Annotated in this window: 14 protein-coding genes; 4 read left to right on the plus strand and 10 right to left on the minus strand. The window is 56.6% G+C overall.

Annotation, left to right across the window (positions count from 1 at the left end; translation table 11 throughout):
- Positions 1-14: 14 nt before the first annotated feature.
- Positions 15-836, minus strand: a complete 822-nt coding sequence (cof, locus tag AC6I8P_RS13880; RefSeq protein ID WP_058775233.1) for an HMP-PP phosphatase — start codon at positions 834-836, stop codon at positions 15-17.
- 93 nt (positions 837-929) lie between these two features.
- Here cof and AC6I8P_RS13885 point away from each other — a divergent pair, with 93 nt between their 5' ends.
- The gene (locus tag AC6I8P_RS13885; protein WP_481657786.1) at positions 930-2,645 is read left to right on the plus strand and encodes an SgrR family transcriptional regulator; all 1,716 of its coding nucleotides are present in this window, start codon (positions 930-932) and stop codon (positions 2,643-2,645) included.
- 26 nt (positions 2,646-2,671) lie between these two features.
- On the plus strand, positions 2,672-3,367 hold the full coding sequence (gene queC, locus AC6I8P_RS13890; RefSeq protein WP_152391290.1) for a 7-cyano-7-deazaguanine synthase QueC: 696 nt from the start codon (positions 2,672-2,674) through the stop codon (positions 3,365-3,367).
- Between the two features lie 44 nt (positions 3,368-3,411).
- Here queC and AC6I8P_RS13895 read toward each other — a convergent pair whose 3' ends face one another.
- From AC6I8P_RS13895 to bolA, 9 genes are all read right to left on the minus strand, one after another.
- Positions 3,412-3,819 (minus strand): acyl-CoA thioesterase, encoded by a 408-nt coding sequence (locus tag AC6I8P_RS13895; RefSeq protein WP_058769390.1) that lies wholly within the window; start codon positions 3,817-3,819, stop codon positions 3,412-3,414.
- A 101-nt stretch (positions 3,820-3,920) separates the two neighbouring features.
- A complete protein-coding gene (locus AC6I8P_RS13900) occupies positions 3,921-4,244 on the minus strand; it encodes a ComEA family DNA-binding protein (protein WP_058775229.1) in 324 nt (107 codons plus the stop codon).
- A 139-nt stretch (positions 4,245-4,383) separates the two neighbouring features.
- Positions 4,384-6,252 carry a peptidylprolyl isomerase gene (gene ppiD, locus AC6I8P_RS13905; RefSeq protein ID WP_211725168.1) on the minus strand — a complete coding sequence of 623 codons (1,869 nt, stop codon included), beginning with the start codon at positions 6,250-6,252 and terminating at the stop codon, positions 4,384-4,386.
- 237 nt (positions 6,253-6,489) lie between these two features.
- Positions 6,490-6,762, minus strand: coding sequence for a nucleoid-associated protein HU-beta (hupB, locus tag AC6I8P_RS13910; protein WP_498030674.1), 273 nt, complete (start codon positions 6,760-6,762; stop codon positions 6,490-6,492).
- 212 nt (positions 6,763-6,974) lie between these two features.
- The gene (gene lon / locus AC6I8P_RS13915; RefSeq protein WP_021507187.1) at positions 6,975-9,329 is read right to left on the minus strand and encodes an endopeptidase La; all 2,355 of its coding nucleotides are present in this window, start codon (positions 9,327-9,329) and stop codon (positions 6,975-6,977) included.
- Positions 9,330-9,518: 189 nt separating this feature from the next.
- Positions 9,519-10,790 carry an ATP-dependent protease ATP-binding subunit ClpX gene (clpX, locus tag AC6I8P_RS13920; RefSeq protein WP_021507186.1) on the minus strand — a complete coding sequence of 424 codons (1,272 nt, stop codon included), beginning with the start codon at positions 10,788-10,790 and terminating at the stop codon, positions 9,519-9,521.
- A gap of 127 nt (positions 10,791-10,917) precedes the next feature.
- Complete coding sequence (gene clpP, locus AC6I8P_RS13925) at positions 10,918-11,541, minus strand: ATP-dependent Clp endopeptidase proteolytic subunit ClpP (RefSeq protein WP_010616837.1); 624 nt, start codon at positions 11,539-11,541, stop codon at positions 10,918-10,920.
- Between the two features lie 336 nt (positions 11,542-11,877).
- Positions 11,878-13,182 (minus strand): trigger factor, encoded by a 1,305-nt coding sequence (tig, locus tag AC6I8P_RS13930; protein ID WP_021507185.1) that lies wholly within the window; start codon positions 13,180-13,182, stop codon positions 11,878-11,880.
- Positions 13,183-13,485: 303 nt separating this feature from the next.
- Entirely contained in the window at positions 13,486-13,800 is a 315-nt protein-coding gene (gene bolA / locus AC6I8P_RS13935; protein ID WP_058757958.1) for a transcriptional regulator BolA, read from the minus strand.
- 268 nt (positions 13,801-14,068) lie between these two features.
- On the opposite strand from bolA, the gene AC6I8P_RS13940 reads away from it, so the two are divergent.
- Positions 14,069-14,647, plus strand: a complete 579-nt coding sequence (locus tag AC6I8P_RS13940) for a lipoprotein (RefSeq protein ID WP_021507183.1) — start codon at positions 14,069-14,071, stop codon at positions 14,645-14,647.
- A gap of 55 nt (positions 14,648-14,702) precedes the next feature.
- Complete coding sequence (ampG, locus tag AC6I8P_RS13945; protein ID WP_104092650.1) at positions 14,703-16,190, plus strand: muropeptide MFS transporter AmpG; 1,488 nt, start codon at positions 14,703-14,705, stop codon at positions 16,188-16,190.
- The last annotated feature ends 107 nt before the right edge of the window (positions 16,191-16,297 follow it).

A 16,297-nucleotide genomic window follows, 5' to 3' on the forward strand; every position in this document is an offset into this window, starting at 1 on the left:
GTTCACTGTAAGCCTCAGCATTCGGGGGAATAATCGAGGTGTGGTGTGGTCATCCAGTGATTTAAGTAGTGAGACACCGCCTGTGTCTCGCAATGGCCAATAATCGGTAAATGGGGCAGCGAGGTTTTGAGCTGATGCATGGCGTTGCCCATGATAAAACCACGCCCGACGCGCTCAAGCATTTCGCGGTCGTTCATCGCATCGCCAAATGCCATGCAATCCGCCAGCGACAGAGACAGATGCTGGCACAGCCGCGCCAGCGCGGCGCCTTTGTGGCAATCCAACGGTAAAACTTCCAGACACTCCCTGGCGGAGAAGCACAGGCTGGCGCGATCGCCGAGCGCCTGTTGCAGTTCAATCTTCAGCGCCAGCAGCATCTCATACGGCGCGATAAAGCAGATCTTGGTGACTTCATGTGCCGGCATGCGGCGTAAATCACGCAGCTGATAGTGAAACCCGCTCATCGCGTGCGCTTCCAGCAATCCCGGGAGCGGTTTATCGGTAAACCAGCCTTCGTCATTAAAGATGTGGATCGATGCGGGAGTTTGCCAGTGACTGTGCAATACCTCTTCCGCCACCGACGGCGCTAAATCACAGCCGTACAGCTGCCTGCCCTCGACATCGTGAATGCGCGTGCCGTTACCGGTGATCAGCCAGGCGGGCAAGGTGATCTGCTGGCGTACTGCCTGCATATCCAGCAGGTGACGCCCCGTGGCAAACGCCAGTGTAACGCCACGCTGGTGTAGGGCGTTGAGGCTCTGCAGCGTCTCCGCACCTAAACGGTGGGTAGGCAGCAGCAGTGTACCGTCCATATCAAATGCCGCGAGGCGGGCCATAGCAACTCTCCGGTCTGAATGAGGGGTTTACTATCGCCTGGTAATTACGGAACTAATAGTGAATACTTTCAAAAAACTGTTCCGGGTTTAATCATGCGACAGCTTCATCGGGTTAATCAGTTTCAGCGCCTGTGGCAGCTTAGCCAGGGCGAAGCGCAGCGCATCAGCGTTGCGGCCATGGCGCAGCACTGCTTTTGCAGCGAGCGCCACGTGCGTACCCTGCTGCGGCAGTGGCAGCAGGCGGGCTGGCTGCAGTGGCACGGTGCGGCGGGACGCGGTAAACAGGGCGAACTGCGCTTTCTGCTCTCTCCCGAACAGCTGCGTCAGCAATTGCTCAGCCAGCAGCTGGCAGCCGGTGAAGCGGTACAGGCGCTGCAGGTGCTGGATGTCGCGCCTGAACGGCTGGTGAAAATGCTGCGCCCACTGATGGGCGGCCAGTGGCAGAATCAGGCGCCGGTGCTGCGCATTCCCTATTATCGCGCGATGGAGGCGCTGGATCCGCTGCAGCTCACCGGACGCGCCGAGCAGCATCTGGTACGCCAGATTTTTTCCGGCCTGACGCGCTTTAACGCGGATGATGTCGAGGGCGATCTGGCACATCACTGGCAGCACGATGCGCAGGGCCGCGAATGGTATTTCTGGCTGCGGCCACTGCTCAGCTGGCACAACGACGAACCGGTGCAGGCGGCACAGCTGGTCCAGCAGTTGCAACGTATCATGCAGACGCCGCAGGGCGGCCGTCTGCTGGCGGCGGTGGAACACATCGATGCGCCACATCCGCTGGCACTGCGTATCCAGCTGCGCACCAGCGATTACTGGCTGCCGCAGCGGCTGGCGCATCAGTTTTGCCTGCTGCCGCATCCGGAGCATGCCGATACCGGCAGCGGACCGTGGCGCCTGACGCACTTTACCCGCGAGCTGGTGCGGCTGGAGAGCCATGCGCGCTGGCACCATCAGCGTCCGCTGATTCAGGTAGTGGAATACTGGATTACACCGCAGCTGTTCGATCGCGGGCTGGGCACCAGCTGTCGCCATCCGGTGCAGATCGCCATTGGCGATCCCGACGAGCTGGACACGCTGCGGCCGGTGGATCGCAGCATCAGTCTCGGTTTCTGTTACCTGGCGCCGCGTTTCTCGGCTCGCTTCAGCCAGGCGCAGGCCAAAACGCTGCTCGCGCTGATTCAGCACAGCGGCGTCATTCAGCAGCTGCCGCTGGATGAAGGCTTAATTACACCAACCGCAGAGCTGCTGCCCGGCTGGCCGCTGCCCGCCCCGCACCGCCCGGAGGGCACACTGCCCGCAACGCTGACGCTGCATTATCACCTGCCCATCGAACTGCACGTCATGGCCCAGGCGCTGGTGCCGCTGCTGGCGGCACAGGGCTGTACCCTCACCTGCGTATTTCACGACGTCAAAAGCTGGCGCGACGACATCGATCTGAGTGACGCCGACATCATCATGGGCGACCGTCTGATTGGTGATGCGCCACAGTTTACCCTGGTGAACTGGCTGGAAAATGATGCGGCCTGGCAACCGCTGCGTCCGGCGGTACTGCAGGCACCGCTGCACGCTATCGCCCGTCAGGCCAGTCCGGCACTGCGCAGCGCCGCGATTCATCAGCTGTTTCAGCAGTTGATGCGCGACGGCCATCTGCTGCCGCTGTTTAACTATCGCTACCAGGTGTTTGCTCCGCCAGGCGTCGAAGGTATTCAGCTTAACAGCATGGGCTGGTTCGATTTCACCCGCGCCTGGATCCCGCCGCCTGCCGCAGGCGGTGCTGTTCAGCCCGCGCCGGAGCCAGTACCATAGGCGCACTGATTTATGGGGAAGAAAACATGAAACGAGCCGTTGTCGTATTCAGTGGCGGACAAGACTCCACCACCTGTCTGATTCAGGCGCTGCAGCAGTATGATGAAGTGCACTGCGTGACCTTTGATTATGGTCAGCGCCATCGCGAAGAGATCAACGTCGCCGCAGAGCTGGCGCACCAGCTGGGCGCGCGGGCGCACAAAGTGCTGGACGTAACGCTGCTCAATGAACTGGCGGTCAGCAGCCTGACGCGCGATAACATTCCGGTGCCGGCCTACAATCCACAGGCCAGCGGCCTGCCCAGCACCTTCGTGCCGGGACGTAACATCCTGTTTCTGACGCTGGCCTCAATTTATGCCTATCAGGTGGAAGCCGAAGCGGTGATCACCGGCGTATGTGAAACCGATTTTTCCGGCTACCCGGATTGCCGCGACGAGTTTGTCAAAGCGCTGAACAACGCCGTCACTCTCGGCATGGCGCGCGAAGTGCGTTTTGAAACGCCGCTGATGTGGCTGAATAAAGCGGAAACCTGGGCGCTGGCGGACTACTGGCAGCAGCTGCCGCTGGTCCGATCGGAGACGCTAACCTGCTACAACGGCGTCAAAGGCGACGGCTGTGGTGAGTGTGCGGCCTGCCATCTGCGCGCGCGCGGCCTGGCCGATTACCAGGCCAATGCGGCCAGCGTGATGGCGGCGATGAAACAGAAAAGCGGCCTGCGCTGATTGCGACCGCACTGCGGGCTGGCGTGCTTTCTGGGCATGCCAGCTCAGGAAGGCGCGGTCATCAATGCCGCCAGGCGTTCACGTAACTCCCCTTCCAGCGGCACGGTTTTTTGCGTGCGCAAATCGATGCAGACGAAGGTCAGCGCCGCATCCGCCACCAGCGTATTATCACCCGCCAGCACCACCCGCTGTAAAATAATGCCGCTTTTGCCGTTGAGCTGCGAGACCTCGCTCTCAATGTGCAGCACGTCGCCCAGCACCGCCGGACGACGATAGTTAATGTTGATATTCACCACCACAAACGCCAGCTGCTGCTCCAGCAGCCAGTGAAAGGCATCGGCATCTTCCAGCCACTGCCAGCGCGCCTCTTCCAGAAACTCCAGGTAGCGCGCATTGTTCACATGCTGATAGACGTCAAGATGATAGCCGCGCACTTTGATGGTGGTTTGCATGATTGCTCCTGTTCAGGCTGTGAATGACAACTGGTTGGACCTGTTGAGCATAGCACAGCCTGATGGGCCGCTTTAGCAATCCTTCAGAGTCGCGAGCCGCTTCACAATTTCAGCCGCGCGCTGTTCCGCTCCACCAGCGCACTGCCAATACCTGGCACTTCTTTCAGCTGCTCGATGGCGCTGAAGGGCCCGTACTGCTCACGATAGCTGACAATCGCCTGCGCTTTCTTCAGTCCAATACCGTTCATGGCGGCGGCCAGCTGCTCGGCCGTGGCCTGATTGATGCTGACCTGTTCCTGCTGCGGCGTGGACACCTGCGTCGCCTGCGTTTCACTGGGGCTTTCCGCCGCCGCCAGTCCGCTGGTCCAGAGCGCGCCGCCCAGCGCCAGCGTGATGCAAAAGGCACGAAATGTTGATTTAACCATGCTGTGTTTCTCCTTGTGTTTGACAGCCACTGCAGGGTGGCACAAGCGAGAAACCCACTCAAAAGGCGATGATCAGAAATGGAAAAGGCCGCAGAAGCGGCCTTTCGGTATTGCAGCAGTTTACCTTTTTTTGTGAGGCTTACTGGTTTTGTGCGGCGGCGCCGTACTTAATCTTCGCCTCTTTGCGCAGGTTTTCAAGCAGCGCTTCAAAGGCAATCTGCGCGTTATTTTGCGTCACGCCTTTCACCATTTCGTCGATCTGCGCCTGCGGCATGTTGCCCGCGCTGACCTTATCCAGCGCGACCAGCACCACGTTGCCCTGCATATCTTCGCTGACACCCCACGACGGCTTGTTATCCGCTGGCTGTGGCAGGTTGAATGCGGCCTGAGCCACCGGATCCTGGGCGTTGCGATCGACGGTTTTGCTGGCGCTTAGCGTCAGGCCAGCCGCCTGCAGCGCGTCCTGTTTGCCCGCTTTCAGCTCGGTCAGCAGTTTGTCTGCCTGCGCTTTGGCCTGCTGCGTCGCTTTGTCATGCTTCAGGCTGTCAGCAATCTGCGCTTTGACCTGATCCAGCGGTTTAACCGCTTCCGGTTTGTGCTCGCTGATGCGCAACACAAACGCCCGATCGCCATCGACGCTGATGATGTCAGAATTGTTGCCCGGCGCGCCGTTCTGACCGGTCAGGCCACCGTTGAAGATCGCCTGTTTAACCGCATCGAAATCGAGATCGGCCGGCACGTTATCGCGGGTGATCCAGCCCGTTTCCACCACTTTCAGGCCAGATGCCTGTGCGGCGCCCGCCAGGGATTCGTTGTCGTTGCTGGCGGCTTCGCTCACCTTCTGCTGCATCTTATAGAAGGCGTCGACGGCTTTTTCCTGCTTCACTTTATCCGCCACCGCATCGTGCACGTCCGCCAGCGGTTTAACCTGCTCTGGCTGGATATCGTCCAGACGCACCACCAGGAAACCTACTGAGGACTTGATCACGCCAGACAGCTGACCTTTCTGCGTCAGGTTGGCGTTTTTCAGCTCATCCGGCGTGGTGTTCGGCTCCAGCCAGCCCATGTCGCCGCCTTTACGCGCAGAGATTGGGTCGATGGATTTGCTCTTCGCCAGCGTGGCGAAATCCTCGCCCTTTTTCAGCGCATCCAGCACCGCGTTGGCATCAGCTTCGGTTTTGGTCTGAATGATGCTGTAACGGTTGCGCTGCGGCTGTGAATAGTCGGCTTTGTGCTGATCGTACCAGCTCTGAATATCCGCTTCGCTGGCGTTCTCCTGCAGGCTGGCCGCATCCATTTTGATATAGCTGACGCGGAACTGCTCAGGTGCCATAAAGCTGCTCTGATGCTGCTGGTAGTACTGATTGATTTCGTCGTCGCTGGCGGTTTGTTTCGCGGCCAGCGCATTAACGTCAATCACCGCCTGACGAATCTCGCGCTGCTGCGAGACCAGATCCACCAGCTTGCTGGTTTCACCCTTCAGCATGAAGTCGGTATTGGCGATGGCGTTGATCAGCTGCTGCGTCGCCAGCTGCTTGCGCAGCGCTTCGGCGTACTGATCGGCACTAAAGCCCATGCTGGCGATCAGGCCGTTGTATTTCGCGTTGTCGAACTTACCGTTGGTCTGGAAAGCCTGCTGATTGAAAATAGCCTGCTTCACCTGATCGTCGCTGATGCCAATGTGCAGATCTTTGATGTACTGATCGAGCAGCGCCTGATCGATCAGCTGTGACAGCGCCTGCTGGCGCATCTGCTGCATGTAGCCGTCGTTGCTGGCCAGCTGCGAGAACTGGTCGCCCAGCACCTGCTGCTGACGGTTGCGCTCGTTGTTAAACGCCTGTTCCAGCTCACCGCGGCTAATTTCATGGCCGTTCACTTTGGCAGCGTAATCGCTATTACCGCCAATCAGGTAGTTGCCCACCCCGGTCAGTACGAATGACAGGATGATCAATCCCAGAATGATCTTGAGCACGACATGGTTCGACGCCGCGCGTAAATTGTCCATCATGGTATGACAACACTCCGCTGTAGTGTGGATGTAAAGCTCTGACACGATGTCATCATCGTGCAGCTGCGGTTCAGGCTGGCAGCTGGCAACCATGCGGAGACTGAAGCCAGCGGCTAAAGTCGCGCATCAAGATAAAAAAAGGCACATCAAAAATGATGTGCCCGTATGTTACATGAGAACGCCTTTTTCGTCCTCAATCCATGGAAGAAAATGCTTCGATGGATAGGTCAGCGGTCATTAATTGACGGTGTCTTTCAGTGCTTTACCTGCACGGAAGCCCGGTACTTTACCAGCCGGGATGGTGATTTCTTTACCGGTTTGTGGGTTACGGCCGGTGCGGGCAGCACGCTCGCGTACAGAGAAGGTACCGAAACCGACCAGTGCCACTTCGTCACCGCCTTTCAGCGCGTCAGAAACGGAGCCCATGAATGCATCTAACACACGTCCCGCTGCCGCTTTAGAAATGTCAGCGTCTGCAGCAATTTTGTCGATCAACTGTGACTTATTCACTCTCTTCATCCCCTCTTTTATTATTCACTCGCACCCGCGCTTCCCGCCCGGTGCGAACGCGCAGCCAGTTATATCAAGCCTGTGGAGCTGAAACAACGGTATTCATCTTAATCGTTGATCCAGCAGCCCCCTAAATTAGCGGCACAAAAAAAAGCTGGCAAGCCCGATTTGGCCTGCCAGCTTCGCTTTTTAGCGCTTTTTGTCGCTAATCACTATTTTGCCGTGGCAACCTGCATCCCGTACGGGGCATTTTCCAGCGCCAGGCTCAGCACTTCTTCAATACGCTTCACCGGATGGATCGACAGATCGGCAATCACGTTCTGTGGAATCTCTTCCAGATCGCGCTTGTTTTCGTCCGGGATCAGCACGGTTTTGATGCCGCCGCGATGCGCCGCCAGCAGTTTCTCTTTCAGGCCACCAATCGGCAGTACCTGACCGCGCAGTGTGATCTCGCCGGTCATCGCCACGTCCGAACGCACCGGGTTACCGGTCAGACAGGAGACCAGCGCGGTACACATCGCGATACCGGCGCTTGGACCATCTTTCGGCGTCGCTCCTTCCGGTACGTGTACGTGGATGTCACGCTTCTCGTAGAAGTCACCGTTGATGCCGAGTTTCTCCGCACGGGCGCGGACTACGGTCAGCGCCGCCTGGATTGACTCCTGCATCACCTCACCGAGTGAACCGGTGTAGGTCAGCTTGCCTTTGCCCGGCACGCAGGCGGTTTCGATGGTGAGCAGATCGCCGCCCACTTCGGTCCACGCCAGGCCGGTGACCTGACCAACACGGTTTTCGCTGTCGGCGCGGCCGTAATCAAAGCGCTGCACACCCAGGAAATCCTTGAGGTTTTCGCCGTTGATTTTGATGCTCTTTTTCGCTTTGTCCATCAGCAGCGCTTTCACCGCTTTACGGCACAGCTTGGAGAGTTCGCGCTCCAGGCTACGCACGCCCGCTTCACGGGTGTAATAGCGGATAATGCCGATAATGGCGCTGTCGTCAACGCTTATCTCTTTCTCTTTCAGCGCATTACGCTCGATCTGCTTCGGCAGCAGGTGCTGTTTAGCGATGTTGAGCTTCTCATCTTCGGTGTAGCCGGAGAGACGAATCACTTCCATACGATCCAGCAGCGGAGCAGGAATGTTCATGGAGTTAGAGGTAGCCACAAACATCACATCTGACAGATCATAATCCACTTCCAGATAGTGATCGTTGAACGCAATGTTCTGCTCCGGATCCAGTACCTCCAGCAGCGCTGAAGCCGGATCGCCGCGCATGTCGGATGACATTTTGTCGATCTCATCCAGCAGGAACAGCGGGTTTTTCACGCCGACTTTGGCCATTTTCTGGATCAGTTTGCCCGGCATCGACCCGATATAGGTACGACGGTGGCCGCGGATTTCTGCTTCGTCACGCACACCGCCCAGCGCCATACGTACATATTTACGGCCGGTGGCTTTGGCGATTGACTGTCCCAGCGAGGTTTTACCCACGCCCGGCGGTCCGACCAGACACAGAATCGGCCCTTTGATTTTGCTGACGCGACTCTGCACCGCAAGATACTCAAGGATGCGGTCTTTCACGCGCTCCAGACCGTAATGGTCGGTATCCAGCGTCTCCTGCGCTTTCCGCAGGTCTTTTTTCACCTTGCTGCGTGCGTTCCACGGTACCTGCACCATCCAGTCGATGTAGCCGCGCACCACGGTGGCTTCCGCTGACATCGGTGACATCATCTTCAGCTTCTGCAGTTCGGCTTCGGCCTTCTCGCGCGCCTCGGCCGGCATTTTCGCCGCGTCGATTTTGCGTTTCAGCGCTTCGTATTCATCCGGCGCATCGTCCATCTCGCCCAGCTCTTTCTGAATCGCTTTCATTTGCTCATTCAGATAGTACTCGCGCTGGCTTTTCTCCATCTGCTTTTTAACGCGGTTGCGAATACGCTTCTCAACCTGCAGCAGATCGATTTCCGATTCCATCATCGCCATGAGATATTCCAGACGCTCATTGATGTCGGACATCTCCAGCACTGACTGTTTGTCAGCCAGCTTAAGCGGCATGTGCGCCGCCACGGTGTCGGCGAGACGCGCCGCGTCGTCGATGCTGTTGAGTGAAGTCAGCACCTCCGGCGGGATTTTTTTGTTCAGCTTGATGTAGCCTTCAAACTGATTGATGGCGGTACGCACCAGCACTTCCTGCTCGCGCTCTTCAATTTCCGGCGAGATCAGGTATTCGGCCTGGGCAACAAAGTGGTCGCCATTGTCCGCTAAAGTGGTGATGTGTGCGCGCTGAAGACCTTCCACCAGCACCTTAACGGTGCCGTCTGGCAGTTTCAGCATCTGCAGTACGGAAGCAACGGTCCCTACCGCGAAGAGATCGTTAATACCAGGTTCATCCGTTGAAGCCTCTTTCTGGGCAACCAGCATGATCTTCTTGTCATGATCCATCGCCGCTTCGAGGCAACGAATCGATTTTTCCCGACCAACAAACAACGGAATTACCATGTGCGGATAAACCACCACGTCGCGCAACGGCAACACGGGGATTTCAATGCGTTCAGAACGCTCAGGATTCATAGAGCTCTCTCTTAGTTTAATGTCCGCCAGGTGATGGGAACCGCGTGATACAGGCTGTATGCAGTTAGACCCACAGGATTATGAGTATATGGGGATGCTTGCACGACATTCAATGTCACAGAGGTGAGAAAAATAAAAGGGGAAACATTTTCCCCTTTTTTAAGATAACAACGTGGTGTAATTGATTATTTATTCGCCAGAAGCCTGGGCTTCATGCTTACCGTAAATCAGCATCGGGTCAGATTGCCCCTCGATCACTGACTCATCGATCACCACTTTCTCTACGCCTTCCATTGATGGCAGGTCGTACATGGTTTCGAGCAGCGCCGCTTCTACGATAGAACGCAGACCACGTGCCCCGGTTTTACGCGAGTTCGCTTTCTTCGCAATCGCCGTCAGCGCTTCGTCACGGAACTCCAGCTCCACGCCTTCCAGGTTAAACAGCGCCTGATACTGCTTGGTCAGGGCGTTTTTCGGTTCACGCAGGATCTGGATCAGCGCTTCTTCGCTCAGCTCGTTGAGCGTCGCCACCACCGGCAGACGACCAATGAACTCCGGAATCAGACCAAATTTGATCAGATCTTCCGGCTCAACCTGTGACAGCAACTCGCCTTCGCTGGCTTTCTGCGATTTACCTTTAACGGTCGCGCCAAAGCCAATACCGGAGCCGGTTTCAACACGCTGTGAAATCACTTTATCGAGGCCGGCAAACGCACCGCCACAGATAAACAGGATTTTCGAGGTGTCGACCTGCAGAAACTCCTGCTGCGGATGCTTACGTCCACCCTGCGGCGGCACGGCAGCCACTGTGCCTTCAATCAGTTTCAGCAGCGCCTGCTGTACGCCTTCACCTGACACATCACGGGTGATAGACGGGTTGTCTGATTTACGGGAAATCTTATCGATTTCATCGATGTACACAATACCGCGCTGCGCTTTCTGTACGTCGTAGTCGCACTTCTGCAGCAGTTTCTGGATGATGTTTTCCACATCCTCGCCCACATAACCGGCTTCGGTCAGCGTGGTGGCATCCGCCATGGTGAAAGGCACATCGAGCAGGCGCGCCAGCGTTTCCGCCAGCAGGGTCTTACCGCTACCGGTTGGACCGATCAGCAGAATGTTACTTTTGCCCAGTTCAATCCCGTTGCTGGTGTCGCCGTTACGCAGACGTTTGTAGTGGTTGTACACCGCCACCGCCAGCACTTTTTTCGCCTTCTCCTGACCGATAACATAATCGTCAAGGTGATGGCGGATCTCATGGGGCGTCGGGAGCGCGCTGCGCTCGCGGTGCGGGGCCACTTCTTTAATCTCTTCGCGAATGATGTCGTTACACAGATCGACACACTCGTCGCAAATATACACTGACGGCCCGGCAATCAGCTTACGGACTTCATGCTGGCTTTTGCCGCAGAAAGAGCAGTACAGCAACTTACCTGAACCGTCTTTGCGCTTATCTGTCATCAGCTAACCTCTTTTCGTTCTCAGACCTAATTGGTGTACGGCAATGGCCGCACAGCAACGGCCGATATGCATGCAACTCACCTGTCTGCACCCGTTAACTATAGCGTAAGGGGCAGACAGATGTGTCTTATTGGCGATGCGTCAGGATGGAGTCGACCAGGCCATACTCTACCGCTTCGCTGGCAGAGAGGAAACGATCGCGCTCGGTGTCGCGTTCAATCTGCTCCAGCGATTTGCCGGTATGTTCCGCCATCAGCTCATTCATACGCTGCTTCACTTTCAGGATTTCACGCGCGTGGATCTCAATGTCCGTCGCCTGGCCCTGATAGCCGCCCAGCGGCTGGTGAATCATCACGCGTGAGTTTGGCAGACAGAAGCGCTTGCCTTTGGTCCCCGCCGTCAGCAGGAATGCGCCCATCGAACAGGCCTGGCCCATACAGATGGTGCTCACGTCCGGCTTGATGAACTTCATTGTGTCATAAATCGACATACCGGCGGTAATCACACCACCTGGCGAGTTAATGTAGAGGTAAATGTCTTTTTCAGGATTCTCAGCTTCCAGAAACAGCATCTGCGCCACAATCAGGTTCGCCATGTGATCCTCAACCTGACCGGTCAGGAAGATCACGCGCTCTTTAAGCAGGCGGGAGTAGATGTCGTAAGAACGCTCGCCGCGCGAGGTTTGTTCGACCACCATTGGCACCAGCGCATTGGTTGGTGCAGTAAATTCACGATCGCCACTGTATGACATTACCGTCTCCTGATAAATTTCATTGGCAACATTCTGTACCGATTTTACGCGAGGCGCGCGGCGAAAACTATGCGCAGCGGTCTCGTTCCGACATAACAGGACGGTTAATCAGCCAGTCTTACTGTTTTCACGCATTCTCCCTGTATCTGGGGATGCAGCCCAGTTGTTTCAAGCATAACAACCTTTTCCCCATTCGCTAACACGGAAAAACAGCTTAGCGAAGAATTTGCCGATTAATTAGTCAAATAGCGCACAAATGTGCTTGGTTTCCGCCAGAAACGAAAAAGCCCGCGACACAGCGGTCGCGGGCTTTAGCACTCAGGGTTAACTCACGAATCAGGCCGCAGAGGTCTGGTTCATCAGCTCCTGGAAGTTAGTGGCTTTGTCAGTCACTTTGGCTTTCGCCAGTACCGCTTCAACCGCCTGCTCTTCCAGCGCAACGTTGCGCATGTTGTTCATCAGCTCGCTGTTTTTGCTGTAGAACTCGATCACTTCCTGCGGATCTTCGTACGCAGAAGCCATCTCTTCGATCAGCGCTTTAACGCGATCTTCATCGGCTTTCAGCTCGTTGATGCGAATTACTTCGCCCAGCAGCAGACCGACCACAACGCGACGTTTTGCCTGCTCTTCAAACAGTTCACGTGGGAGTTCCAGCGCCTGCTTCTCGTTGCCGCCGAAACGCTGTGCAGCCTGACGACGCAGAACGTCGATTTCGCTGTCGATCAGTGCCACTGGCACGTCGATTTCGTTCGCGTTAACCAGACCGTCAATCGCCTGCGTCTTCACGCGGTTACGGATAGCGCCTTTCAGCTCGCGCTCCATGTTCTTACGCACTTCAGCGCGCAGACCTTCGATGGAGCCATCTTCCACCCCGAAACGCTTGATGAATTCAGCGGTCAACTCCGGCAGTTCGCGGGTTTCCACTTTCTTCAGCACGATGTCAAACTTCGCGTCTTTGCCTTTCAGGTTTTCCGCGTGGTAGTCATCCGGGAATTTCACGTCGATGGTGAAGGTGTCGCCGGCTTTCTTGCCAGTGATGCCTTCTTCGAAGCCTGGGATCATACGACCCTGACCCATCGCCAGCACGAAGTCAGACGCTTTGCCGCCTTCGAACTCTTCGCCGTCTACAGAGCCGGTGAAATCGATGGTCGCGCGATCTTCTGCTGATGCCGCTGCATCGGTCTCTTTCCAGGTCGCCTGCTGCTTCTGCAGGGTTTCCAGCATGGTGTCGACGTCAGCGTCGGTCACTTCAACCACCGGTTTTTCGACTTCGATTGCATCCAGGCCTTTCAGCTCAACTTCCGGATACACTTCGAACTCAACCGCGTAGGTGAAATCTTCACCTTCTTTATACTCACCCGGCACGTAGTTCGGTGCGCCAGCTGGGTTGATCTTCTCTTTGATGATGGCGTCAACGAAGTTACGCGTCATCAGCTCGCTCAGGACGTCCTGACGAACAGAGGCACCGTAGCGCTGATTAATGATGGTAGCCGGCACTTTGCCTTTACGGAAACCGTCGATACGGACTTTCTTAGCCACTTCCACCAGTTCTTTCTTCACTGCGCTTTCGATGCTGTCCTTAGGAACAGTAATCGAAATGCGACGGCCCAGACCCTGAGTGGTTTCTACTGAAACTGTCATCTTGTTACCTCAAAAAATCACGTGCTCGGTCAACTTCAGACACCACACAATTAATGCGCCGTATCCAACAACCGGGACGGCCTCTGCAGGCAGAACCTAATCCCTGTCACCAGAAGCGTCCCGAAGACATTCCGGAAAAATAGACGCCGCATTATAGCGGCATCCCCGGAATGAGTCGAGGCTGCAAACTCACCACTTTTTAACGGTTTTGCTGCTTTTTTGCGCCGCAGATCGCGTTTGTGCATCATTGAGGTAAGAAAAAACGGCCCGCAGGCCGTTTTGGAGGAAGCTGAAGAGAAAAACTCAGGCCAGCGTACCGGCACCGCGACAGTTCGGTGAGGCGAGTACGGTATCCTGCAGTCCATCCCACTCTTTGCGCGTGTAGGTATGCAGCGCCAGCGCATGGACGCTGCCTGCCAGCTCGGTCGCCAGCTCGCCATAAATAGCGCGGTGACGCTGCAGGAAGCGCTGTCCGGTGAAAAGGTCGCTGACGATCACCACTTTGAAGTGACTTTCAGAACCGGCAGGCACGTTATGACGATAGCTTTCGTCATGCACTTCAAGATGTGCAGGCTCAAAAGCGTTACGCAGCTTTTCTTCTATTTGTTCGCGAATCATTGTTAACACTCCTCTACGGCGAGCGCTGTGCCCCATCTGTTTAAATATTAGTAGGTTTTTTACCTTTCCCGCAGTCTGGCAGGAAATAAATCCTGCTGCGCTGCGCATCTTAGCCTGCTCAGGCTGCCGGTCAATCGGTTACCGCGTCCGGCTGTCCGAAAAAATCCTTTACAATCAATTTCCCCTGGTGCGGGGCTTTTTTCGCCGTGCCGCAATGCTATGATGGCCGCAGTTTTGCAAACCAACCCATATGCTAACGAGAATGAGTATGTTGAAAAAACTGTTATTCCCTCTGCTGGCTGCCTTTATTTTGGCCGGCTGCGCCAGCAATAACACCACGCTGAACATCCAGCCAAAAATCCAGCTGCCACAGCAGGATCCGAGCCTGATGGGCGTTACCGTCAGCGTTAACGGTGCCGATCAGCGCAGCGATCAGGCGCTGGCCAAAGTGAACCGCGACGGCCAGCTGATCACCCTTACCCCATCACGCGACCTGCGTTTCCTGCTGCAGGAAGTGCTGGAGAAGCAGATGACCTCGCGCGGCTACATGATTGGCCCGAACGGCGCGGTGGATCTGCAGATCGTGGTTAATGGCCTGTACGCCGATGTTACGCAGGGCAACGTGCGTTACAGCATCACCACCAAAGCGGATATCTCTATTATCGCTACCGCGAAAAACGGCAACAAGCAGGTGAAAAACTACCGTCAGACTTACAGCGTAGAGGGTGCCTTCAGCGCCACTAACGATAAGATCACCAACGCGGTTAACTCGACCCTGAGCGACGTGATTGCCGATATGGCGCAGGACACCAGCGTCAATAACTTCATCAAGCAAAACGCGCGTTAATTTTCCGCAGTAACCTGCCCGGTCCCCGCTGACCGGGCTTCATTTCAGGCTGGCTATGACATCTCACTATCTGCGTATTTTTACCCAACGTAACGCTGCGGTCCTGCTGCTGCTCGGTTTCGCTTCCGGTCTGCCGCTGGCGCTGACCGCCGGTACGCTACAGGCGTGGATGACGGTAGAGAATGTCGACCTGAAAACCATTGGTTTCTTCTCCCTCGTCGGTCAGGCTTATGTGTTTAAGTTCCTGTGGTCGCCGATGATGGATCGCTATACCCCGCCCTTTCTTGGCCGGCGGCGCGGCTGGCTGCTGGTCACGCAATTAGCGCTGATCGCCGGCATTGTGGCGATGGGCTTTATGCAGCCATCACGCGACCTTACCCTGCTGGCGGCGCTGGCGGTGCTGGTGGCTTTCTGCTCAGCCTCGCAGGATATTGTGTTTGATGCGTGGAAAACCGATGTGCTGCCGCCGGAAGAGCGCGGCAGCGGTGCGGCGATTACCGTGCTCGGCTACCGGCTGGCGATGCTGATTTCCGGCGGTCTGGCGTTGTGGCTGGCGGATCGCTATCTCGGCTGGCAGGCCACCTACTGGCTGATGGCGCTGCTGATGGTGCCCGGACTGATCGCTACGCTGCTGGCGCGTGAACCTGAGGCGCCGGTGCGCGAGCCGCACTCGCTGCGTCAGGCCGTCGCGTTTCCGCTGAAGGATTTCTTTCAGCGCAACAACGCCTGGCTGCTGATCACCTTAATCATTCTCTACAAGCTGGGCGACGCGTTCGCCGCTTCGCTCACCACCACCTTTCTGATTCGCGGCGTGGGCTTCAGCGCCGGTGATGTCGGTCTGGTGAATAAAACGCTTGGCCTGCTGGCGACCATTATTGGTGCGCTGTACGGCGGCGTGCTGATGCAGCGCCTGAGCCTGTTCCGCGCGCTGATGATCTTCGGCGTGCTGCAGGCGGTATCTAATTTCGCTTACTGGCTGCTGGCGGTAACGCCACCGCATCTGTGGAGCATGGCCAGCGCGGTATTTATCGAAAACCTGTGCGGCGGCATGGGCACCGCCGCCTTTGTGGCGTTGCTGATGACGTTGTGCAACAAATCGTTCTCGGCCACGCAGTTCGCGCTGCTGTCAGCGCTGTCAGCGGTTGGACGCGTGTATGTCGGTCCGGCGGCTGGCTGGCTGGTCGAACTGTGGGGCTGGCCGGTATTTTACGCCTTTACCGTGGTGGCCGCCGTACCAGGCCTGCTGCTGCTGTGGGCGTGTCGCGGCACGCTACAGGCAATGCAGCACAGCGGTGAATTCATGAAGCGCAGCCTGTGGCCACAGGGTTATCGCTGGACGGTACGCCTGTTCGCGGCGGGCTGCACGCTGCTGGCGCTCTGGCTGCTGACGCTGGCACTGCGTGCAGCGGATATCTGGCACAGCGCGACGCTGCCAACCCATCTGTTTGAGGCAGGGATGGCGCTGGCGCTGCTGGCGGTGCTGCTCGGCGTGATGCTGGACTGGCTGGCATTAAGAAAAACAGCGTCAAATCGTGCACATTAACGCTGCGCTATTTGCCAGACGGGGATAAATCGCTTAAAAATAGCCCCCGGCGAATTTTAAGCGATAGCATTTTTTTTAACGCGAAATAGAAACATTAAATTAACAAA

The sequence above is a fragment of the gamma proteobacterium symbiont of Lampromicra miyakona genome (assembly GCF_059730895.1).

Excerpts from the sequence above, each read along its gene's own strand:
- AC6I8P_RS13895 (WP_058769390.1), bottom strand. The coding sequence starts at position 3,819 with ATGCAAACCACCATCAAAGTGCGCGGCTATCATCTTGACGTCTATCAG.
- AC6I8P_RS13885 (WP_481657786.1), top strand. The coding sequence starts at position 930 with ATGCGACAGCTTCATCGGGTTAATCAGTTTCAGCGCCTGTGGCAGCTT.
- cof (WP_058775233.1), bottom strand. The coding sequence starts at position 836 with ATGGCCCGCCTCGCGGCATTTGATATGGACGGTACACTGCTGCTGCCT.
- clpP (WP_010616837.1), bottom strand. The coding sequence starts at position 11,541 with ATGTCATACAGTGGCGATCGTGAATTTACTGCACCAACCAATGCGCTG.
- AC6I8P_RS13940 (WP_021507183.1), top strand. The coding sequence starts at position 14,069 with ATGTTGAAAAAACTGTTATTCCCTCTGCTGGCTGCCTTTATTTTGGCC.
- lon (WP_021507187.1), bottom strand. The coding sequence starts at position 9,329 with ATGAATCCTGAGCGTTCTGAACGCATTGAAATCCCCGTGTTGCCGTTG.
- AC6I8P_RS13900 (WP_058775229.1), bottom strand. The coding sequence starts at position 4,244 with ATGGTTAAATCAACATTTCGTGCCTTTTGCATCACGCTGGCGCTGGGC.
- tig (WP_021507185.1), bottom strand. The coding sequence starts at position 13,182 with ATGACAGTTTCAGTAGAAACCACTCAGGGTCTGGGCCGTCGCATTTCG.
- bolA (WP_058757958.1), bottom strand. The coding sequence starts at position 13,800 with ATGATTCGCGAACAAATAGAAGAAAAGCTGCGTAACGCTTTTGAGCCT.
- ppiD (WP_211725168.1), bottom strand. The coding sequence starts at position 6,252 with ATGATGGACAATTTACGCGCGGCGTCGAACCATGTCGTGCTCAAGATC.
- queC (WP_152391290.1), top strand. The coding sequence starts at position 2,672 with ATGAAACGAGCCGTTGTCGTATTCAGTGGCGGACAAGACTCCACCACC.
- ampG (WP_104092650.1), top strand. The coding sequence starts at position 14,703 with ATGACATCTCACTATCTGCGTATTTTTACCCAACGTAACGCTGCGGTC.
- clpX (WP_021507186.1), bottom strand. The coding sequence starts at position 10,790 with ATGACAGATAAGCGCAAAGACGGTTCAGGTAAGTTGCTGTACTGCTCT.